Raw genomic sequence first — 21224 nt, 5'->3', positions numbered from 1 at the left:
CGGCTGCCGTTACTCCACGGGCTTCGCGTACTTCAGATCCACTGTGCCCGAGTAGCCGGGAAGAGTCACCGGGCCGTCCTCGGTGACTTTCCAGCCGAGCCCGTAGACGTTGACGTACACCATGTAGTTCTGGATCGCCTCGGACGCCGTGAGCGCCCTCTGGAGCTTCTCCGGGTCACCAACCGCCTGGATCTTGTACGGGGGCGAGTAGACGCGGCCCTGGAGGATCAGGGTGTTACCGACGCACCGCACGGCGCTGGTGGAGATCAGCCGCTGGTCCATGACCTTGATGCCCTCGGCGCCGCCCAGCCACAGCGCGTTCACCACGGCCTGGAGGTCCTGCTGGTGGATGACCAGGTAGTCGGGCTGCGGGTCGGGGTAACCGGGGAGCTTGGCGGTGGCGTCCGGCGGGGCGTCATCGAGGGTGACGGTGATGGCGTCGCCCTTGAGCTTCTGGGTGCCGGCGTTCTTCTCCAGGGCCTTGAGCCGCGCGTCCTCGGCCTCGGTGCTGCCGTCGTCCCGCTCGGCGAGGGCCTCGACGTCGTCCCGGAGCACCGCGTTGGACTCGTCGAGCTGCCCGTTCTTGTGGCTGCGCTCCTGGATCAGGTCGGAGAGCTTGAGCAGCGAGGCGTCCGTACGGATGTTCGTGCCCTTGGCCGTGTCGAAGCTCGTGAAGAAGATCAGCCCGGCGAGGGCGAAGACCCCCACGGTGAGCACGCGCACGGGCCGCAAACCTCCCCGGGAGGCGGCGTCGCCGCTCGGGGCGGCAAGGTCACCGGAACCGGCCGCGGGGGAGTCGGCTGAATTGCTCAACGTACCCTTATCTCCTTAGGCGCCACGGAAGCACTACGCTAACGGACGCCCGGGGGAGCATTCAGTGTCCCCTTGTACGCTGCCCCGGAGCCCGCCACAGTTCCCTGCGCGGCCACGCAGCGCATCGACAGGAGAGACCCTCGTGCCGAAGTCACGTATCCGCAAGAAGGCCGACTACACGCCGCCGCCGTCCAAGCAGGCCACGAATATCAAGCTGAACAGCCGCGGCTGGGTGGCGCCGGTGATGCTGGCCATGTTCCTCATCGGCCTCGCCTGGATCGTCGTCTTCTATGTGACCGACGGCTCGCTGCCCATCGAAACGCTCGGCAACTGGAACATCGTGGTCGGCTTCGGCTTCATCGCCGCCGGATTCGGCGTCTCGACCCAGTGGAAGTAGCAGTCCCGACCCCGTGAGACCAGCTCTCCCCAGAGCTGTCCACGGAGTTATCCACAGGGGTTATCCACATGGGGAAAAGAAAGACCATCTGTGGATAACCCATCGGGCGTTGACGCCGGTATGACTGACCCACTGGCATCCGTAAACACGTTCGCCCCCTGCCTGACCTGCGAAAACACAGGTGAGCGACAGGGGGCACGCCTGTTCCCGCACCCTATGCACAAGATCCGCCACAGTCTGTGGACAACAGTGCCGTATCGATGCCGGCTCAGACGAGCTGAGCGGTCCTGACCAGCGTCATGACCACCACGGCGACCATCACCAGGGCACACACGCCGTACTGGATCAGCCCCCGGCGGTCGCGCGGTGCGTGGACCATCGCGTAGCCGATCAGGACACCGCCGACGAGGCCGCCTACGTGGGCCTGCCAGGCAATGCTGGACCAGCCGAAGGTGATGACCAGGTTGATCACCAGCAGGATGATGACCGGGCGCATGTCGTACTTCAGGCGACGCATGAGGACGGCCGTCGCGCCGAAGAGGCCGAAGATGGCGCCGGAGGCACCGAGGGAAGCCTGGTTCGGCTCGGCGAGGAGATAGGTGAGCGCGCTGCCCGCGAAGCCGGAGATGAAGTAGAGCGCGAGGTAGCGGCCGCGGCCGAGGGCCGCCTCCAGCGGGCCGCCGATCCACCACAGGCTGAGCATGTTGAAAGCGATGTGCATGACACTGCCATGCAGGAACATCGATGTCAGCAGCCGGTACCACTGTCCTTCGGCGACGCCCTGGAGCGTGGTGCCCAGTTCCGGGACCCATGCCCGCCCGATGAGGTCGAACCGGTCAGTGAAGCGGTCGCCCAGCGAGAGCTGGACCAGGAAGACCAGCAGGTTCACGCCGACCAGGAGCTTGGTGAGGAGCCGGGGGTCGGCGGCGACCGTGCCGCCCGCGAGGGTGCGGGGCTGGGAGGCGGACGGCGCGTGCCCCGTCCCTGAGCCGTTGCGGACGCATTCGGGGCATTGGAAGCCCACGGAGGCACTCACCATGCACTCGGGGCAGATGGGACGCTCGCAGCGGGTGCAGCGGATGCCCGTCTCGCGGTCCGGGTGCCGGTAGCAGGTGGGCAGGCTCTGCGCGTCCTGCGAGCTGCCCGGCACCTGGTCCATGGTGTCCCTCCGTGTCGTCCCTGGAACGCGTCGGCCCCGCCCATCCTTACGGATGAGCGGGGCGAATAGTTCCCTTCGGGACCTCGTGAACCCTTCGGGACCTCGTGAACCCTTCGGGGGCCCGGTGACCCTTCGGGTTCGGCCCTCGCGGTGAGCCGTGGAGGGCTCAGCCCTGGCGGGTCTCGACGACGACCGACTCGATGACGACGTCGTTGACCGGGCGGTCGGTGCGCGGGTTGGTCTGGATGCTCGCGATGGCGTCCACGACCTTCTGGCTGGCCGCGTCGACGACCTCGCCGAAGATGGTGTGCTTGCGGGTCAGCCACGCCGTCGGGGCGACCGTGATGAAGAACTGCGAGCCGTTGGTGCCCGGGCCGGCGTTGGCCATGGCCAGCAGGTAGGGCTTGTCGAAGGCGAGGTCCGGGTGGAACTCGTCCGCGAACTGGTAGCCGGGACCGCCGGTGCCGTTGCCCAGGGGGTCACCGCCCTGGATCATGAATCCGCTGATCACCCGGTGGAAGACCGTGCCGTCGTAGAGCTTGTCCGTGGACTTCTGGCCGGTGGCCGGATTGGTCCACTCACGCTCGCCCTGGGCGAGCTCGACGAAGTTACGGACCGTCTTGGGCGCGTGGTTCGGCAGCAGCCGCACCTCGATGTCGCCGTGGTTGGTCTTCAGGGTGGCGTACAGCTGCTCAGCCACGATCTGCCTTCCGTTGTCCTCTGTGAACTCCCCCGATCCTCGCACGGACGGGGCTCCGCGTCGCCCGACGGCCACACCCTCGTGCGGCGGCCGTGCGGAAAACCCGTCGAGTACCGCCGGTATCGGCGCGCTTCGCGACGATCCGTGGCATTGTCGGCACTGTCACGGACAAGTTCCCGTTGCCCCGTATTCATCCGCTATTGCACATCTCCGGATCTTGAGCGTTTCCTGCTCCCTGGTCTCGCGGAGTCGGCGCCCATGACCCGGATGCCCGCCCTCACATGCCCCGGAGCGTTCCGGGAGGCATGATCCCCAAAAGGGTGGAAAGTCGAATTACCGTACGCCACCGAGGAGGAGGATCCCGTGACCCGCATCGATAGCGTGCGCGCCGCGACCGGCTCGGCGAAGGACAGCGTGCTGCACGCCGCGGAAGTGGTGGCGCCCTACGCCGACACGGCCAAGGACAAGGCCTCGCACTACGCGCACGAGGCACGCGTACGACTCGCGCCAAAGGTGTCGCAGGCCGCAGAACAGGCACGCGTCCAGTACGGCGCCCATGTCGTCCCGCGTCTGGAACAGGCCCGCACGCATGTGCCGCCGAAGGTCGACCATGCGGCCCATGAGGCCGCCGTCCGCACGCGTAAGGCGGCTCGCCACGCCGCCGACTACTCGCGTCCACGCATCGAGCAGGCGGTGGCCGTGGCCGGTCCCGTCCGAGAGGAGGCCGCGTCCCGCGGTGCGGCGGCGTTGGCCGCGCTGCGCGGGCAGGTGTCGCCCCAGCAGATCCAGAAGCTGGTGCGCAAGCAGCAGCGCCGCGCCAGGCTCGGCCGCGCCTTCAAGGGGCTGGCCGTGCTGGGTGTCCTGGCGGGTGGCGCCTTCGCCGCATGGAAGTGGTGGGACAAGCAGGCCAACCCCGACTGGCTGGTCGAGCCTCCCGCCGCCACAGAGGTCTCCGACCCCGGCCGGCTGTCCTCCGTCGACGGCAGTGACCAGTCCGCCCTCGACCCGGAGGTCCAGGCCAAGCAGGCCGAGGACGAGGCGGCGGAACGCGACGAGCGCCGCTGAGGCATCCCCCAACAGCCCTGTGTGGGCAGGAGACTTGAAGCCATCCTGCCCGCACAGGGCCGTTTCACGTGAAACGTCCGCCACCGCCAGAGCCCCCGGAACGCATTCCCGGAATGTGTCAATCCGGTTGCAAAGAGTGATGGACCCGTCTGGGCGCGTCGAACTGTGATCCAGACCGCGGTTTTCGCATATGCGCACGCCGACACGTGCCATCACCCGTCACCCCGCTCCAGAGCCCACCTTCCCGAGCAGTGCACCGATAACGATCGCGACGAGCCCGGATCGAGCGCTACCGGAGACCCTGGTCTCTGCCGCAGGAAAAAAGGCCGGGCCGGAGGTCCTACGACATCCGGCCCGGCCGATCCGCTGTGGAGCCTAGGGGAGTCGAACCCCTGACATCTGCCATGCAAAGACAGCGCTCTACCAACTGAGCTAAGGCCCCGGAAGGGAAGCGTCCACCCGGAAGTGCCGACCACCGGGGGCGCCGCAGACCAGAGTACCGGGTCATCCCCTGGATCTCGCAAAAAGATTGGGGGTCCCCGTGAACGACCACTCTCCGTAAGATGCTCGTCGTGGTTCGCTACAGCGAACCGCGGTATTTGGGGAAGCGATGGGGAGACGCAATGGACGCCGCACAGCAGGAAGCGACCGCAAGAGCTCGGGAGCTGCAGCGGAACTGGTACGGAGAGCCGTTGGGGGCGCTCTTCCGTAGGCTCATCGAGGATCTGGGTCTCAACCAGGCTCGTCTCGCGGGGGTACTGGGGCTGTCCGCACCTATGCTGTCGCAGCTGATGAGCGGTCAGCGTGCCAAGATCGGCAATCCGGCAGTGGTCCAGCGGGTTCAGCTGCTGCAGGACCTCGCGGGTCAGGTCGCGGACGGCAGCGTGAGCGCCGCCGAGGCGACCGAGCGCATGGACGAGATCAAGAAGTCACAGGGGGGATCCGTGCTCAGCAACACCACACAGTCGACGACGAGTTCGGGGGCGCCGACGGTCAAGCGGGTCGTCCGCGAGATCCAGTCGCTGCTGCGCTCGGTCGCGGCCGCGGGCGACATCATCGAGGCGGCGGACACCCTCGCCCCGACCCACCCGGAACTGGCAGAGTTCCTCCGGGTGTACGGCGCGGGCCGCACCTCGGACGCGGTGGCGCACTACCAGTCCCACCAGAACTGAGTCCAAGGCCCGGTCATCGAAAGGGGGTTCGACGACCGGGCCCGACCGATGAGGGGGACAAGGGATCCAGCAGGTCCCGAACGAGCCATGGAGATGTGGACGTAGGCTCCGAAAGAGCCGGCCGAGAGGCAGGTGAGGAACAGCGGACGAGAGCGTCGCGGAGCGATAGGGGGGCGGAAGGACGGAAGCCAGCTCCGAGAAGAGCCGGTGAGCGGAAACCGGCTCCGCGGAGGGCGGCACCAGCGCCGTGCCCTCCGCCGACGGGCAGCCAAGGGGGGAGCCGAAGGGGGAACGACGCACAGCCATGGGTGAGGTCTTCGCCGGCCGGTACGAACTGGTCGACCCGATCGGACGCGGAGGAGTCGGCGCGGTCTGGCGCACCTGGGACCACCGGCGCCGCCGGTACGTGGCCGCCAAGGTCCTGCAGCAGCGCGACGCACACGCCCTGCTGCGGTTCGTCCGCGAACAGGCCGTACGGATCGATCACCCCCATGTGCTCGCGCCCGCCAGCTGGGCCGCCGACGACGACAAGGTCCTGTTCACCATGGACCTGGTCGCCGGGGGTTCCCTGGTCAATCTCATCAACGACTACGGCCCCCTTCCGCCCGCCTACGTCTGCGAGCTGCTCGACCAGTTGCTGTCCGGCCTCGCCGCCGTGCACGCGGAAAACGTGATCCACCGCGACATCAAGCCCGCCAACGTGCTCCTGGAAGCCACCGGCACGGCCCGGCCACGGCTGCGGCTGTCCGACTTCGGCATCGCCATGCGCCTGGGCGAACCCCGGCTGACCGAGACCAACTACGTGGTGGGAACGCCGGGTTACTTCGCCCCCGAGCAGATGCTGGGCGCGGACCCGGACTTCCCGGCCGACCTGTTCGCGGTGGGCCTTGTCGCCCTCTACCTGCTGGAGGGCGCCAAACCCGATGCCAAGGCGCTCATCGAGCACTTCGCCGCCCACGGCACACCGAAGGCCCCTCGGGGCATCCCCGAGCCCCTGTGGCAGGTGATCGCCACCCTGCTCCAGCCGGACCCGAACGCCCGCTTCCGCACCGCGACGGGCGCCCGCAAAGCCCTTGCCGCGGCCACCGAGCTCCTGCCCGAGCCCGGGCCCGACGACGAGCTCGTGGACGTCTTCGACCAACTCGGCCCACTCCCACAGGGGTTCGGCCCCGAAGGACCACTGCAGCGAGCGTCAGGGCTGGACAGCATCGGTACGGGCACCGGCGGCAAGTCCTCATCAACTCCCAGTCGGGGTACGCACACTCCTCACCCGAGCATGGACGCGTCTTCCAACTCGCTCGTTCCGTCTACGCCTTCGCCCTCCTCCTCGCCTTACTCCTCCTCGCCTTACTCGTCTTCGCTTTCCTCGGTTCCTCCCTCCGCAACGTCCTCTTCGTCTGCGTCGCCTTCGTCCTCGCGGCCGGTCCCCGGAAACCCATCGCAGGATGCGGGAGACCTGTCATCGTCCGGCGTGGACGTGACGCCACCGCCGCCCCAGCACCCTCCGCTCCCCGCGCCACCCCAGGTCCTGGCAGCCCAGGACCCGCCCTCGCAGCCCGGCACAGGCTCGGTGCCCCCCGCTGTGCCTGCGGACTCCCTGCCTCAACCTCCCTACACGGGCTCCATATCGCCGCCCCCCATGCCCATCAACGCCCCGCCCCAGACCGGCTCCGGAGCCGACTCCGGGCAGTGGCACCAGGGCCCGGGCTCTTCGTCTTCGGCCCACACCGGCCACGTATCGCCCGAACCGTCGCCCGCCGCCGTACCGCCACGGCCCGACCGCGACCCCGTGCCACCGCGACCGTCCACGATGTCGGACACCGGCAGCTTCCATCTGCCCCCGCCCCAAGTCCTGGCCGCCCACGCGCCCACGCGCCAGACGGAGCAGCAGCACGCGCCCGCCTACCCACAGCACCAACAGGAGCAGCAGACCACTCCCCCCGACGCGACGCCGCTGCACGCCCCGCACCCCGAACCCACGCATGTCCCCTCCCCCCAGCCGCACCCGCCGCTGGGCCTCTCTCAGGCCCCGACCTCGGCGGTGCAGCAGCACGCGTATGCCTCTACTGGTTCATACACCGCTCAGCTCGCGCAGGTTCCACGCCGATCGGGGGCGATCTCCCGGCGTCGTCCCGGCCCGCCCGCGAAGGTCGTCATTCCGGTACTGCTGCTCGCGCTGGCCTGCTTCGCTGTGGGTTTTTGGGCGCTCGGCCAGCTCTGACCCGTACGTCGGCTGCCTCGTCACGATCAGTGCGGGGTCGCCCCTCGCTCGGCAGTCGTCCAGCTTCGTAGGCGCTACCGGCCCCGAGACGGCCCGTGCCGCCCCCGCGAAGCCGTGCCCGCCCTTCGCGCCGCCCGCTCCGCGCCGGCCGCTCGCCTGCGTGCCACGAGGGTCCACACCAGGAGCCCGAGCACCAGCAGGCTGCCCGTTCCGATCCCGCCGGCGGCGACCGCTGTCATGGCGAGACGCTTGTCTCCGGTCGCCGTGGAGCTCCCGGAGCCCTCCCCGCCGTCGGAAGTCGCCGCCTCCCCGTCCTCCTCGCCGTCGGTGTCCCCCGCATCGTCCAGCGTGTTCCCCGTCGTCCCGTTCTCCGCCGCCTCCTGGTCCTCGTCGGTGACCTCGAAGACCCCGCTCGGTGTGGTCGCACCCAGGTACCCCGGTCCGTCCTGCGCCTGGCCCGTCACCCGCACCCGCAGGGTCAGACCGATGGGCTCGTCGCCGTACCGGGCGGCGACCGGCGTGCCGAGGTGGACCGCCAGGTAGTACCAGCCGGCGAAACGCATTCCCTTCGCCTCTCCGTCGGGGGAGAAGCGGTTGTCGTACGCGACAGGGGGGAGCGGGTCCAGGTCGGCGGACCGCTGGTCTCCGCCGTAGCTGACGAGCGCGTCGTCCACGAAGCCGCGCGCGGGGTTGTAGAGCGACATGGCCAGAGCGTTGCCCACGAACCCGTCGCCGCCGGTCGTGCTGCCCAGTTCGGCGGTGGCGTAGAGCTGCTGCCCCCAGTCGACCGGCACCTTGTAGAAGAGCGTCTCCCCGGCCTTGATGCCGGTCTCGTCCTGCCAGACCCCCTGCGCGACGGGGCTCGCCGTGGCGAAGCCGGTCCCGCCACGGCGCCGTTCGGGATCTCCTTGCACGGCCTCGGGCGAGGCCGAGTTCCAGCCCTCGGGAGCACTCGTTGAGCCGCCCTCCTTCACAGCGGGTTCCGAGACGTAGCCGAGCTCCAGCCCCCACTCCTCCGACGAGCCCTCCGGTATGGAGCCCGACGGCGATCCGGAGGCGGAGCCCGTACCCGAACCGACGCGTTGGACGACGAGGTAGTACGCCCCGGGTGCCTGGCACATGTACTCGTCGGTGCCGATCTCGCGTGAGGCCAGGGCGGTGACGGGGTGCGCGCTGCGGGTCGCGCCGAAGCGGGCGGTCTCGTAGGAGCAGCGGCGGCCGTCCGAGTCCTCCACGCTCACCCTGACGCCGTCCGAGGACGCGACCGTGGCCCCCGCCGCGGGTACGGCCGTGGCCGAGGCGTACGCGTTGGCCACGGCGTCGAGATCGAGGCGGTAGTAGAGCTTGGCACCGGGGCCGATGGAGCTTCGATAGGTCTTGCCCGGTGCCAGCCGTACGGCCCCCGTGGAGCTCGCCGAGCCTTCGACCCGCGTCGCGTCCTCGGCGTAGGAGTACGGGGTCGGTGCATCGGCCGCCGTGGCGGGCGCGGACAGCGCCGTCGTCACGTACAGGGCCGCCCCCACTGCCGCCGCGGCTCGCCACCGGACCGTACGCCGCCCCATCACGCGCCACCCCTCGTCGTAGACCCGAAGTCGCGGCTCCGAAGTCGAAGCCCAGAAGTCATGGCCGGGAAGTCGTGCCCCGAACGCGCCCATCCTGCCGGGCCGCACGCGCGCGTGCCCGCTTTCCTGCGGAGGAGCGGCCGAAAAAACGCCCTCTACACCCTCTACGCCCTCTAAGAAGACCTCTGTTTCGCCAGCGCAATCACTTCGTTCGCCAAAGTGAAGCAACGCCATGCGGAATGCGCCTAAATTTCCGGGACGATACGCCCGAGCAACACAAAACCCCGGCCGTGAGCACGGCCGGGGTCTGCTCTGAGACTGATGTCGATGTTCACGAACCCGTGGGCACGGAGTCAGTCGCCTCCGTCCACAGATCCTGCTCGGCGCGATCCGCCTGGATCTGGCGGTACACGAGGAGCCCGCCGATGGCGGCCAGTGCGACCAGGAGAAGCTTCTTCACCGCGCGACCTCGTCTTTCCTTGACGTAGGGGACCTCTGTCGCCCGACTATACACACCGACCGATATCGATCGGTGACCTGCGTCGGCCGCTCAACTCCCGCCCGCACGGCCGCAGTAGAACCGGATGTCGCCATTCCGATCGTAGGTTCACCACACAGGGCCATCACACCTCTCACACCCCTCCGAACCCCGGCGCCTCCTCGCTCCTGGAGCTTTCCGCAGGCCTGGCCTCCATCCGAGTGATGTTCATCTGAAGATCGCCGCGCCATGGGCGTCGGTCCCCCACTTCGGAGCCCACATACACATCATGAGGAAAGTACGCAAATCGCCCAACCCGAAAGTGAGGGGCCATGGCCCAGAACAAGGTCATGAAGCTGTGGACCGCCATCATCACCGCCTTCCTCGCGCTGTGCACGGCGCTCGGACTCATCACCACCACGGCAGGCGCCGCGGTACAGCAGACCGAGACGACCCGCAACTGCGCGGCTCCCGCGAGGACACCGGCCCTGCCCCTCCAGACCCGACTCCACGACCACGCCCTGCCCCCGACGATGAAGCAACGCATCCGCGCCGAGGCCCACGGCTCCTCGCCCTCCTGCCGCCACCGCCCGGCCACGGACACGGCCAGGACCCTCATCAGCCCGGTAGCCGCCCCCGATGCCCCTCTCCCACAGGCTGAGCCCGTCGCACCTCTCCAGCGCTGATCCCCCGCCCGCCCGACACCCATCCCACGTCGATCTTGCGTACAACGCCTCGCAGAACACCGAGAAACCCCCGGCCGCCCCCAGCCGGGGGTTTCTCGCATCCGCATCCGGTACTCGTCTCCGGCTTCCACCGCCCCGCAGCCGACGCCGACATGCCGAGCGAACGAAGAAGACCCCCAACCATGATTGGTTGAGGGTCTTCATGCTGGTGGGGCTAACAGGATTTGAACCTGTGGCCTCATCCTTATCAGGGATGCGCTCTAACCAACTGAGCTATAGCCCCGCCGCGCTCTGCGGTGTGTGTCCCGCGCGCTGACTCCTGAAGATTAGCGCACGACGTGGGCAGTCCCAAAATCGATACCTGGAGGGGGCCGGTGGCGGCCCTAGGCGAGGTGGGACACCCCGTAGGGGACAGCGTTTTACGCCGTCCCCCGGCTCACATGTCGCTGAGAGACGACGCTCACTCGTCCTCGGCCAGCGTCAGCTCGATGCCGCCCACGAAGCCCGCGGAGAGGTTGTAGATGAAGGCCCCGAGGGTGGCGAGGGCGGTGGCGAGGACGACGTCGATGACCGCGATGATCGCCGTGAAGATCAGCACATTGGGCAGCGACAGGAACGACTGCAGGTCGAAGCCGTTGGACTCGTTCGAGCCGGTGGCCTCGGAGATGGTGGCACCGACCGTCGAGAAGACGCCCATCGCGTTCATGACCATCCACAGCACCGCGGCCGCGACGATGGTGCAGATACCGAGGGCGATGGAGAGCAGGAAGCTGACCTTCATCACGGACCACGGGTCGGCCTTGGCCACCCGCAGCCGTGCCTTACGCGTACGAGGCGTCGTACGCGCCCCTGTACGCGGCTTGCGCGAGGCACTCTCGGGGGCCGGCTGGTAGGCCTGCGGCGGGTGGTACGGGCCCTGCTGCTGCGGCCTCCGCTCCCCGGGCAGCGCCGAGCCACCGGCCTGCGCCGGGGGCTGCGCGTGCGACTGTGCCTGGGCGGAAGCCGGGCCGGGCCCGCCCTTGGCCGCGGCCGGGCCTCCCTGCTGCTGTGTCTGCGGACCCCGGGTGTCCGTCACGGTTCCCCCCTGGGATCCCTGCCCGTCGGCCGACGACGCGTCGGCCGCACTCGGCTTGATCGCCTTCAGCTGGGTGGTGTGCGTGTCCATCGCACGCGCGGCGGAGCCACGGCCGCCGCCATCCGCCTCCGCACCGGTCGAAGGGCCGGCCGAAGAACCGGACGATCCGGCGCCCGTGGCTCCGCTCACGCTGACTCACTCCTCGTGCTACTCGGCCGAGGGTCCCTCACCCTCGGCCGCGCCGGTCGTCGCGGCGACTTCGACGGCCTCGTCCACGGCTTCGTCGCCGTCGACCTCTTCCGCCTCGCGCCCCGCCTCGGCGTTACGGGCGATACCGACCACGGCATCGCGCTTGCCCAGATTGATCAGTTGGACGCCCATGGTGTCACGGCCGGTTTCCCTGATCTCGTTGACTCGCGTACGAATCACACCGCCTGACAGCGTGATGGCGAGGATCTCATCGGTCTCCTCGACCACCAGCGCGCCGACGAGCGAACCGCGGTCCTCGACGATCTTGGCGGCCTTGATTCCGAGGCCACCGCGACCCTGGACGCGGTACTCGTCGACGGCGGTCCGCTTCGCGTACCCACCGTCTGTGGCAGTGAACACGAACGTACCGGGTCGAACAACATTCATCGAGAGCAGCTCGTCTCCCTCACGGAAACTCATGCCCTTGACACCCGAGGTGGCACGGCCCATGGGCCGCAGCGCCTCGTCGGTCGCCGTGAAGCGGATCGACTGTGCCTTCTTGCTGATCAGAAGGATGTCATCCTCTGCCGAGACGAGTTCGGCTCCGATCAGTTCATCATCGGAACCGTCCTCCTTCTCACGGAGGTTGATCGCGATCACACCGCCGGAACGGGGTGAATCGTAATCCTTCAGAGGCGTCTTCTTCACAAGTCCGCCCTTGGTGGCCAGCACCAGGTAGGGCGCCGCCTCGTAGTCGCGGATGGCGAGGATCTCGGCGATCGCCTCATCCGGCTGAAAGGCCAGCAGGTTGGCGACGTGCTGTCCACGCGCGTCACGCCCGGCGTCCGGCAGCTCGTAGGCCTTGGCCCGGTAGACGCGGCCCTTGTTGGTGAAGAAGAGCAGCCAGTGGTGGGTCGTGGACACGAAGAAGTGGTCGACGATGTCGTCTTCCTTGAGCTTCGTGCCGCGTACGCCCTTGCCACCGCGTTTCTGCGCCCGGTAGTCGACCGTCTTGGTCCGCTTGACGTAGCCGCCACGCGAGACGGTGACGACGATGTCCTCCTCGGCGATCAGGTCCTCGATGGACATGTCGCCGTCGTAGGGCACCAGCATGGTCTTGCGGTCGTCGCCGTACTTCTCGACGATCGCGGCGAGTTCCTCGCTGACGATGCCGCGCTGGCGGATCGGGGAGGCGAGGATCTCGTTGTACTCGTTGATCTTCGCCTGGAGTTCGGCGTGCTCCTGGAGGATCTTCTGACGCTCCAGCGCGGCCAGGCGACGCAGCTGCATCTCGAGGATCGCGTTGGCCTGGATCTCGTCGATCTCCAGCAGGCCCATCAGGCCCGTACGCGCGATCTCGACGGTGTCGCTGCGCCGGATCAGCGCGATGACCTCGTCGATGGCGTCCAGGGCCTTCAGCAGGCCGCGCAGGATGTGCGCGCGCTCCTCGGCCTTGCGCAGCCTGAAGCGCGTACGACGGACGATGACCTCGATCTGGTGCGTCACCCAGTGGCGGATGAACGCGTCCAGGGAGAGGGTGCGGGGCACGCCGTCAACCAGCGCCAGCATGTTGGCGCCGAAGTTCGTCTGCAGGTCGGTGTGCTTGTACAGGTTGTTCAGCACGACCTTGGCGACCGCGTCACGCTTCAGGACGATGACCAGACGCTGGCCCGTACGGGACGACGTCTCGTCGCGGACGTCCGCGATGCCGCCGATCTTGCCGTCCTTCACGAGGTCGGCGATCTTCTGCGCGAGGTTGTCCGGGTTGACCTGGTACGGCAGTTCCGTGACCACCAGGCACTGGCGGTTCTGGATCTCCTCGACCTCGACGACCGCGCGCATCGTGATGGAGCCACGGCCCGTGCGGTACGCCTCCTCGATCCCCTTGCTGCCGACCACCAGGGCGCCGGTCGGGAAGTCGGGGCCCTTGATGCGCTCGATCAGCGCGTCCAGCAGGTCCTCGTGAGAGGCGTCCGGGTTCTCCAGGTACCACTGGGCGCCGGCCGCGACCTCGCGGAGGTTGTGCGGCGGGATGTTGGTCGCCATGCCGACCGCAATACCCGCCGAGCCGTTGATCAGCAGGTTCGGGAAGCGGGCGGGCAGGACGGTCGGCTCCTGGGAGCGGCCGTCGTAGTTGTCCGTGAAGTCGACGGTCTCCTCGTCGATGTCGCGGACCATCTCCATCGACAGCGGCGCCATCTTGCACTCGGTGTAGCGCATGGCCGCCGCCGGGTCGTTGCCCGGGGAGCCGAAGTTGCCGTTGGAGTCGACCAGCGGCATCCGCATCGACCACGGCTGCGCGAGGCGGACCAGCGCGTCGTAGATCGAGGAGTCGCCGTGCGGATGGTAGTTGCCCATGACGTCGCCGACGACGCGGGCGCACTTGTAGAAGCCCTTCTCGGGCCGGTAGCCGCCGTCGTACATGGCGTACAGGACGCGGCGGTGGACGGGCTTGAGACCGTCGCGTACGTCGGGCAGCGCGCGGGACACGATGACGGACATCGCGTAGTCGAGGTACGAGCGCTGCATCTCCGTCTCGAGCCCGACGGGCTCGACACGCATGACGGTCTCGCCGCCCTCTTCGGGCGTCACTGGAGTGTTCTGGTCGGCCATTGCCGGTGAAGATCCTTCCTGGTGCGGTCAGCTGAGACCGACTCAGATGTCGAGGAAGCGGACGTCCTTGGCGTTGCGCTGGATGAACGCGCGGCGCGCCTCGACGTCCTCGCCCATCAGGACCGAGAAGAGGTCGTCGGCCTGAGCGGCGTCATCGAGGGTGACCTGGCCGAGGACGCGGTGCTCCTGGTCCATCGTCGTGATGCGCAGTTCCTCGGCGTTCATCTCGCCGAGACCCTTGAAGCGCTGGATGGAGTCCTCCCGGATGCGCTTGCCGCGCTGGCGGCCCATCTCGATCAGCGCGTCGCGCTCGCGGTCGGAGTACGCGTACTCGACGTCCTCCCGGCCCCACTTGATCTTGTAGAGCGGGGGACGGGACAGGAACACGTGCCCGGCCTCGACCAGCGGCCGCATGAAGCGGAACAGGAAGGTCAGCAGCAGGGTGTTGATGTGCTGGCCGTCGACGTCGGCGTCCGCCATCAGGATGATCTTGTGATAGCGCAGCTTCTCGATGTCGAAGTCCTCGTGGACTCCGGTACCGAAGGCCGAGATCAGCGCCTGGATCTCCTGGTTCTGCAGGATCTTGTCGATCCTGGCCTTCTCCACGTTGAGGATCTTGCCGCGGATCGGGAGGATCGCCTGGTACTCGGGGTTCCGGCCGGACTTGGCCGAGCCACCGGCGGAGTCACCCTCGACGATGAAGATCTCGCACTTGATGGGGTCGTTCGACTGGCAGTCGGAGAGCTTGCCCGGCAGGGAAGCCGTCTCGAGGAGGCCCTTGCGCCGCGTGAGGTCCCGGGCCTTGCGGGCCGCCACGCGCGCGGTGGCCGCCTGGATGCCCTTGCGGACGATGTCCGCCGCCTCGACCGGGTTGCGGTCCAGCCAGTCGTTGAGGTGCTCGTAGACCGCTTTCTGGACGAAGGTCTTGGCCTCCGTGTTGCCCAGCTTGGTCTTGGTCTGTCCCTCGAACTGCGGCTCGCTGAGCTTCACCGAGATGATCGCCGTCAGACCCTCGCGGATGTCGTCACCCGTGAGGTTGTCGTCCTTCTCACGCAGCAGCTTCTTGTCGCGCGCGTACTTGTTGATCAGGTTGGTGAGCGCCGCGCGGAAGCCCTCTTCGTGCGTACCGCCCTCGTGCGTGTGGATGATGTTGGCGAAGGAGTAGACGCCCTCTGTGTAACCGCTGTTCCACTGCATCGCGACTTCGAGGGAGAGGCTCTTGTCCTTGTCCTCGGCTTCGAGGTCGATCACCGTCGGGTGCACCGCGTCTCCCTTGCGGGAGTTGAGGTACTTCACGAAGTCGACGATGCCGCCCTCGTAGTGGTACGTGACGGTCTTGACCTCTGCGGTCTCGTCCGCGCCTGCCTCGTCCGCCCCGGAAGTCGCCTTCGCCGACTCGCGCTCATCAGTGAGTTTGATCGTCAAACCCTTGTTGAGGAACGCCATCTCCTGGAAGCGCCGCGAGAGCGTCTCGAAGGAGTACTCGGTCGTCTCGAAGATGTCCGCGTCGGCCCAGAAGGTGACCGACGTACCGGTCTTCTCGATGGCCTCGTGCTTGGCCAGCGGCGCCGTGGGGACGCCCATCTTGTAGTCCTGCGTCCAGCGGTGGCCGTCGGTCCTGACCTCGACCGCGACCTTGGAGGACAGGGCGTTCACCACGGAGACGCCCACGCCGTGCAGACCGCCGGAGACCGCGTAGCCGCCGCCGCCGAACTTGCCGCCCGCGTGCAGGACGGTCAGCACGACCTCGACGGCCGGCTTGCCCTCGGACGGGACGATGCCCACCGGGATGCCACGGCCGTTGTCGACGACGCGCACACCACCGTCGGCCAGGATCGTCACGTCGATGGTGTCCGCGTGGCCGGCCAGCGCCTCGTCGACCGAGTTGTCGACGACCTCGTACACGAGGTGGTGAAGTCCGCGCTCACCGGTCGAGCCGATGTACATACCGGGGCGCTTGCGGACCGCGTCCAGGCCCTCGAGGACGGTGATGGCGCTGGCGTCGTACGCCGTGGTTGAGGCCTCGGCGACTCCAGCCGGGGCCTCGGTGGACAGGATGTTCTCGTTGGGGTTGCCGGAATCGGCCACGAAGCGCCCTTTCTGGCACAGCACAAGCCAGACTCCCGGCGGGTTTGCCGGAGCGGCTGCGGCATGTTGCGGTGGAAGCCTTTGTCAGCGTTGCACAGTGTTTCCGAAGCGTTCCCCACGAATGGGGCGGGATTAGCTTCCAGTCTACCGGTAGCGCCGACAGTGATGGGGGTTTGCCGGTACCTGAGTCCGCATGTGCCGCCCTGAACCGGTCTCTCCCGACTCCCCATATGCGGAGCGGGGCTCCAAGAGGCTCAAGGAGGCACTCAGCGCTTCCGGGTGTCAACCCTTTGCTACCCCCGGGTCAGGTCGGCGTTCGCAACCGCATGCGAACGCGCGCGCCGGAGCACCTGGCCGTTCACCGGACAGCCGGAGACTGCCGCTCGGCGGCGTAAATGCGCCTGAGAATGTGACTACGGTCACCCGTAGGTATCGCCGGGGCCGGTGCTTCCCGGGGCGCGCAGGGGACCGTAGCGACGGGCGGAACCATCGGGGCCGTGCACCTTGAGCAGCCGTACCGTGCCGTGGCCGAGGTCCTCGTTGAGCCGGGCGACCAGTTGCGGTGCCAGCATCCGCACGTTCGTCGCCCACGCCGTGGAGTCGCACCGCACGTGCAGGACCCGCTCGTCCTCGTCGTATCGCTCCGGCACGCAGCGCTTGGCCAGGTCCTCGCCGACGATCTGCGGCCAGCGGCCCATGACCCCGCCGACGGCGGCCGGAGTCTCCCAGCCCCGTTCGGTGATCAGCCGGTTGATGGCGGATCCGAGCGCCATCGGGTCACGGCCGTCGGCTCGCGCTCCGGAGCGCAGACCGCCACCGCGCCGCGCCTGCTTCTTCTGCTGCGCGGCATCCCCACGCGCGCGTGCGGCTTCCTTGGCGGCGCGCAGCGCCACCCGCGCGAGGTCCACGCCGGAGGGCTCGGGAGGCTTCGGGGTCCCCTCGGATCCGCTCATGCGCGCTCCACCGTCCCGTCGGAGACGGCGTACCGCGTCCCCGTCAGTACGCCCGGTACGTCGTCGTCGACCGCCGCGGTCACCAGCACCTGCTCGCCCGGGGCGACCAGCTCCGCCAGGCGCTCTCTGCGGCGGGCATCCAACTCGGCGAAGACGTCGTCCAGGATCAACACCGGCTCGTTGCCCTCGGCCCGCAGCAGGTCGTACGAGGCGAGGCGCAGCGCGAGGGCGTACGACCAGGACTCGCCGTGAGAGGCGTATCCCTTGGCGGGCAGCTGGCCAAGTTTGAGTACCAAATCATCCCGGTGGGGTCCTACGAGGGTGACGCCCCGCTCGATCTCCTGCTTGCGTGCCTCGGCGAGGGCGGCCATCAGCTGCTCGTACAGCTCCTCGCGCGCATGGCCGACGATGCCGGGCGAGGAGGGCTTGTATTCCAGACTCACAGGGCCGCCGCCGGGCGCCAGCTGCTCGTACGCCTTGTCTGCCAGCGGCTGGACGGCAGCGACCAGATCCAGACGCTGGGCAAGCAGTTCGGCGCCCACACGCGCGAGGTGCTGGTCCCACACGTCGAGCGTCGACAGGTCCATGGTGCGGCCCCCGTGACGGCGGGCCAGCGCGGCCGTCTTGAGGAGCGTGTTGCGCTGCTTGAGGACCCGCTCGTAGTCGGAGCGCACGCCCGCCATGCGGGGCGCCCGAGCGGTGATCAGCTCGTCGAGAAAACGACGCCGCTCCCCGGGGTCGCCCTTGACCAGGGCGAGGTCCTCGGGCGCGAACAGCACCGTCCGTATGATGCCGAGCACATCACGCGGCCTGACCTGCGAGGACCTGTTGATACGGGCGCGATTGGCCTTGCCGGGGTTCAGCTCCAGCTCGACCAGCTGCTGACGCTCCCCCTGGCGCACCTGCGCCCGGATCACCGCGCGGTCGGCGCCCATGCGGACCAGGGGCGCGTCGGAGGAGACGCGATGGCTGCCGAGGGTCGCGAGATAGCCGACAGCCTCGACCAGGTTCGTCTTGCCCTGCCCGTTGGGGCCCACGAACGCGGTGACGCCCGGGTCGAGCGGGACCTCGACCCGGGCGTACGAGCGGAAGTCGGCCAGCGACAGATGCGTGACGTGCATGGTCGGGTGCCGACCTCCCCCAGGCTTGTGGACCGCTGTGCGGCCCTGTGGATTACTGCTGGCTACTTGCTGTGGGCTACTTCTTCTCGACCGCGTGGCCGCCGAACTGGTTCCGCAACGCCGCGATCATCTTCATCTGCGGGGAGTCTTCCTGGCGTGAGGCGAACCGCGCGAAGAGCGAGGCCGTGATCGCGGGCAGCGGCACGGCGTTGTCGATGGCGGCCTCCACAGTCCAACGGCCCTCGCCCGAGTCCTGTGCATAACCCTTGAGCCGCTCCAAGTGCTCATCCTCGTCAAGGGCGTTGACCGCGAGGTCCAGCAGCCAGGAGCGGATGACCGTGCCCTCCTGCCAGGAGCGGAACACCTCACGGACGTCCGTCACCGAGTCGACCTTCTCCAGCAGCTCCCAGCCCTCGGCGTACGCCTGCATCATCGCGTACTCGATGCCGTTGTGGACCATCTTCGCGAAGTGCCCGGCGCCGACCTTGCCGGCGTGCACCGAGCCGAGGTCGCCCTCGGGCTTGAGCGCGTCGAAGATCGGCCGCACCTTGGCGACGTTCTCGGCGTCGCCGCCGTACATCAGCGCGTAGCCGTTCTCCAGGCCCCAGACACCACCGGAGACGCCGCAGTCGACGAAACCGATGCCCTTGGCCGCCAGTTCCTCGGCGTGCTTCTCGTCGTCCGTCCAGCGCGAGTTCCCGCCGTCCACGACCACGTCGCCGGGCCGCAGGAGCTCGGCGAGCTCGTCGATGGTCGACTGGGTGGCGGCACCGGCCGGGACCATCACCCACACGACGCGGGGGCCCTTGAGCTTGCCCACAAGCTTTTCGAGGCTGTGGACATCGGCGAGATCCGGGTTCCGGTCGTATCCGATGACGGTGTGGCCGGCGCGGCGTATCCGCTCGCGCATGTTGCCGCCCATCTTGCCGAGGCCGACGAGACCGAGCTCCATCAGTTGTTCCTTAGGTTGCGACGTGGCATGAGGGCACCTGCGTACCCACACACGAGCCTAAACCCGGACGCTCACGCACACCTGTGGGCATACGCGCTCATACGTACCCTCCGACCTGCGGCTTCGTGTCGAGGGCCCGGTGATCCATCCACCGGGCCCCACAGTGTTGTGGACAACCGCGAGGATCGTCGGGACGCTCAGCCGCTCAGCCGCTCAGCCGCTCAGCCGCTCAGCCGCTCAGCCGCACCGGCATGATCAGGTACTTGTAGGCCTCGTCCGCCTCCGCGTCCACCGCCGGCTTGCCGCTGAGCAGCGCGGGCTTCGTGGACGTCGTGAAGGACAGCTGGGCGACCGGGGAGTCGATGGCGCTCAGGCCGTCCAGCAGGAACGTCGGGTTGAAGGCGATCGAGATGTCGTCGCCCTCCAGCTGGGCGTCGACCCTCTCCACAGCCTGTGCGTCGTCGCTGGAGCCGGCCTCCAGGATCAGCACGCCCTGCTCGAAGCTCAGCCGCACCGGGGTGTTCCGCTCGGCGACCAGGGCCACACGCTTGACGGCCTCCACGAACGGAGCGGTCTCGATGACGGCCACGCTGTTGAACTCCGTCGGGAACAGCGTGCGGTACTTCGGGAGGTCGCCCTCGAGGAGACGCGTCGTCGTACGACGGCCGGCGCCCTCGAAACCGATCAAACCCTCGCCCGCGCCCGAGCCGGACAGCGCCAGGATGACGCTGTCGCCGCTCGTGAGCGCCTTGGCGGTGTCCAGGAGCGTCTTGGCGGGCACCAGGGCGACCGCGGACGCCTCCGGGTTCTCCGGCTTCCACAGGAACTCACGGACCGCGAAGCGGTAGCGGTCGGTGGACGCCAGCGTGACGGTGTCGCCCTCGATCTCGATGCGCACACCGGTGAGGACGGGCAGCGTGTCGTCACGCCCGGCGGCGATGGCCACCTGGGCGGCCGCGGAGGCGAAGACCTCGCCGGGGACGGTGCCCGTGGCGTTCGGCATCTGCGGCAGCGACGGGTACTCCTCCACAGGCAGTGTGTGGAGGGTGAACCGGGAGGAGCCGCAGACCACGGTCGCCCGTACACCGTCTGTGGAAATCTCCACCGGTCGGTTGGGGAGGGCGCGGCAGATGTCCGCGAGGAGACGGCCCGAGACGAGGACCGTGCCCTCCTCGTCGACCTCCGCCTCCACGGACACGCGCGCGGAGACCTCGTAGTCGAAGCTGGACAGGCTCAGCTGGCCTTCCTCGGCCTTCAGAAGGAGGCCGGCGAGGACAGGCGCCGGCGGACGGGCCGGGAGGCTGCGCGCCGCCCAGGCCACTGCCTCCGCGAGTACGTCGCGTTCCACCCGGATCTTCACTGTTGCCGCCTCCTGCTGTTGCCGGCGCTTCTCGCCCTGCCTGGCTTCGTCGTCTGTCTCGGTGTCGCTGGTTCCTGTGAGGGGAAGGACACCGGGGACCAGTCTGACGCACGCCACTGACACTCGGAGCCTCTCGGGGTCAAGTCGTGACGAGGCGCGGTCTGGCAGCCGAGAGCGAGTTGTGCACAGGACCCACTTCGAAACGAATTCCCAGCTCTCTCTAGTTGGGAGTAGTAGTAGGGCCTGTGGAAACCGTGGATAACCCCGTTTCCGCAGCTCAGGCGGCAGATTTTGTCCACGGGGCCTGTGGGTGGAGGCGGTGGACAACCAGGTGTCTCTGTGGAGAACAGAAAGTTCTGCACACACCGTGCACAGCCCAGGGCACTTCTCCCCAACGGCGTCCCCAGGTTTACCCACCTTTCCCACAGCCCAACCAGGCAACTTCGTGTGACGCCTTTCACTCGACGCGGTGAGAGGGCGCATCGCGCTGCCGAACAGTGGACAGGCATGTGGAGAAGCTGGGGATCACTGGGGACAACCGGCCACAGCCTGTGGGTTGTCGGTGGACAACTCCGTCCACAGTCTGTGGATCTCTGCTTCGTCCACAGACTGTGGAGATC

At 68.2% G+C, this 21224-nt stretch carries 17 protein-coding genes and 2 tRNA genes; 5 read left to right on the top strand and 14 right to left on the bottom strand.

The genetic code is table 11. The annotated features are described in order from the left end of the window. Nucleotides 1-9 precede the first annotated feature (9 nt). Nucleotides 10-813: a DUF881 domain-containing protein gene (locus CES90_RS10450; protein WP_189780862.1), complete on the bottom strand. Its 804-nt coding sequence runs from the start codon at nucleotides 811-813 to the stop codon at nucleotides 10-12. A 142-nt stretch (nucleotides 814-955) separates the two neighbouring features. Between CES90_RS10450 and crgA the strand changes: the two genes are divergently transcribed. After that, nucleotides 956-1210 carry a cell division protein CrgA gene (gene crgA, locus CES90_RS10445; protein WP_189780863.1) on the top strand — a complete coding sequence of 85 codons (255 nt, stop codon included), beginning with the start codon at nucleotides 956-958 and terminating at the stop codon, nucleotides 1208-1210. Nucleotides 1211-1478: 268 nt separating this feature from the next. Here the strand turns inward: crgA and CES90_RS10440 are convergent, their stop codons facing one another. Next, the gene (locus tag CES90_RS10440) at nucleotides 1479-2369 is read right to left on the bottom strand and encodes a rhomboid family intramembrane serine protease (protein WP_189780864.1); all 891 of its coding nucleotides are present in this window, start codon (nucleotides 2367-2369) and stop codon (nucleotides 1479-1481) included. Nucleotides 2370-2535: 166 nt separating this feature from the next. Then, nucleotides 2536-3069, bottom strand: a complete 534-nt coding sequence (locus CES90_RS10435; RefSeq protein WP_189780865.1) for a peptidylprolyl isomerase — start codon at nucleotides 3067-3069, stop codon at nucleotides 2536-2538. 363 nt (nucleotides 3070-3432) lie between these two features. Here CES90_RS10435 and CES90_RS10430 point away from each other — a divergent pair, with 363 nt between their 5' ends. After that, on the top strand, nucleotides 3433-4134 hold the full coding sequence (locus CES90_RS10430) for a DUF5324 family protein (RefSeq protein WP_189780866.1): 702 nt from the start codon (nucleotides 3433-3435) through the stop codon (nucleotides 4132-4134). A gap of 369 nt (nucleotides 4135-4503) precedes the next feature. On the opposite strand, the gene CES90_RS10425 is transcribed toward CES90_RS10430, so the two are convergent. Beyond that, nucleotides 4504-4576, bottom strand: a tRNA-Ala gene (locus CES90_RS10425). Nucleotides 4577-4757: 181 nt separating this feature from the next. On the opposite strand from CES90_RS10425, the gene CES90_RS10420 reads away from it, so the two are divergent. Continuing rightward, a complete protein-coding gene (locus CES90_RS10420) occupies nucleotides 4758-5306 on the top strand; it encodes a helix-turn-helix domain-containing protein (RefSeq protein WP_033530590.1) in 549 nt (182 codons plus the stop codon). 304 nt (nucleotides 5307-5610) lie between these two features. Further along, nucleotides 5611-7527 carry a serine/threonine-protein kinase gene (locus tag CES90_RS10415; RefSeq protein WP_189780867.1) on the top strand — a complete coding sequence of 639 codons (1917 nt, stop codon included), beginning with the start codon at nucleotides 5611-5613 and terminating at the stop codon, nucleotides 7525-7527. Nucleotides 7528-7601: 74 nt separating this feature from the next. Here CES90_RS10415 and CES90_RS10410 read toward each other — a convergent pair whose 3' ends face one another. Together CES90_RS10410 and CES90_RS10405 are read right to left on the bottom strand one after the other, a co-directional pair. Next, nucleotides 7602-9089, bottom strand: a complete 1488-nt coding sequence (locus CES90_RS10410; RefSeq protein WP_189780868.1) for a hypothetical protein — start codon at nucleotides 9087-9089, stop codon at nucleotides 7602-7604. 331 nt (nucleotides 9090-9420) lie between these two features. Further along, complete coding sequence (locus tag CES90_RS10405; protein ID WP_003999697.1) at nucleotides 9421-9549, bottom strand: DLW-39 family protein; 129 nt, start codon at nucleotides 9547-9549, stop codon at nucleotides 9421-9423. A 350-nt stretch (nucleotides 9550-9899) separates the two neighbouring features. Here CES90_RS10405 and CES90_RS10400 point away from each other — a divergent pair, with 350 nt between their 5' ends. Continuing rightward, nucleotides 9900-10253, top strand: a complete 354-nt coding sequence (locus tag CES90_RS10400) for a DUF6344 domain-containing protein (protein ID WP_189780869.1) — start codon at nucleotides 9900-9902, stop codon at nucleotides 10251-10253. A gap of 206 nt (nucleotides 10254-10459) precedes the next feature. On the opposite strand, the gene CES90_RS10395 is transcribed toward CES90_RS10400, so the two are convergent. From CES90_RS10395 to dnaN, 8 genes are all read right to left on the bottom strand, one after another. Next, nucleotides 10460-10536: transfer RNA gene (locus tag CES90_RS10395), tRNA-Ile, on the bottom strand. Between the two features lie 177 nt (nucleotides 10537-10713). Further along, entirely contained in the window at nucleotides 10714-11517 is an 804-nt protein-coding gene (locus CES90_RS10390; protein ID WP_189780870.1) for a DUF3566 domain-containing protein, read from the bottom strand. 18 nt (nucleotides 11518-11535) lie between these two features. Next, nucleotides 11536-14130 (bottom strand): DNA gyrase subunit A, encoded by a 2595-nt coding sequence (gyrA, locus tag CES90_RS10385; RefSeq protein ID WP_189780871.1) that lies wholly within the window; start codon nucleotides 14128-14130, stop codon nucleotides 11536-11538. Between the two features lie 42 nt (nucleotides 14131-14172). Beyond that, nucleotides 14173-16242: a DNA topoisomerase (ATP-hydrolyzing) subunit B gene (gyrB, locus tag CES90_RS10380; RefSeq protein WP_189780872.1), complete on the bottom strand. Its 2070-nt coding sequence runs from the start codon at nucleotides 16240-16242 to the stop codon at nucleotides 14173-14175. A gap of 395 nt (nucleotides 16243-16637) precedes the next feature. Then, complete coding sequence (locus CES90_RS10375) at nucleotides 16638-17171, bottom strand: DUF721 domain-containing protein (RefSeq protein ID WP_172638804.1); 534 nt, start codon at nucleotides 17169-17171, stop codon at nucleotides 16638-16640. Beyond that, complete coding sequence (recF, locus tag CES90_RS10370) at nucleotides 17168-18292, bottom strand: DNA replication/repair protein RecF (protein ID WP_189780873.1); 1125 nt, start codon at nucleotides 18290-18292, stop codon at nucleotides 17168-17170. Before recF ends, CES90_RS10375 begins: the two co-directional genes overlap by 4 nt. 76 nt (nucleotides 18293-18368) lie before the next feature. Then, on the bottom strand, nucleotides 18369-19244 hold the full coding sequence (gene gnd / locus CES90_RS10365) for a phosphogluconate dehydrogenase (NAD(+)-dependent, decarboxylating) (protein WP_189780874.1): 876 nt from the start codon (nucleotides 19242-19244) through the stop codon (nucleotides 18369-18371). Nucleotides 19245-19473: 229 nt separating this feature from the next. Next, nucleotides 19474-20604 carry a DNA polymerase III subunit beta gene (gene dnaN, locus CES90_RS10360; protein WP_189780875.1) on the bottom strand — a complete coding sequence of 377 codons (1131 nt, stop codon included), beginning with the start codon at nucleotides 20602-20604 and terminating at the stop codon, nucleotides 19474-19476. Nucleotides 20605-21224 lie beyond the last annotated feature (620 nt).

Origin of the sequence: Streptomyces capitiformicae, from assembly GCF_002214185.1 — a bacterium.
Lineage (GTDB): Bacteria > Actinomycetota > Actinomycetes > Streptomycetales > Streptomycetaceae > Streptomyces > Streptomyces capitiformicae.
Note: the sequence above shows the minus strand (reverse complement) of the source record. Positions and strands in the feature narration are given on the sequence as shown.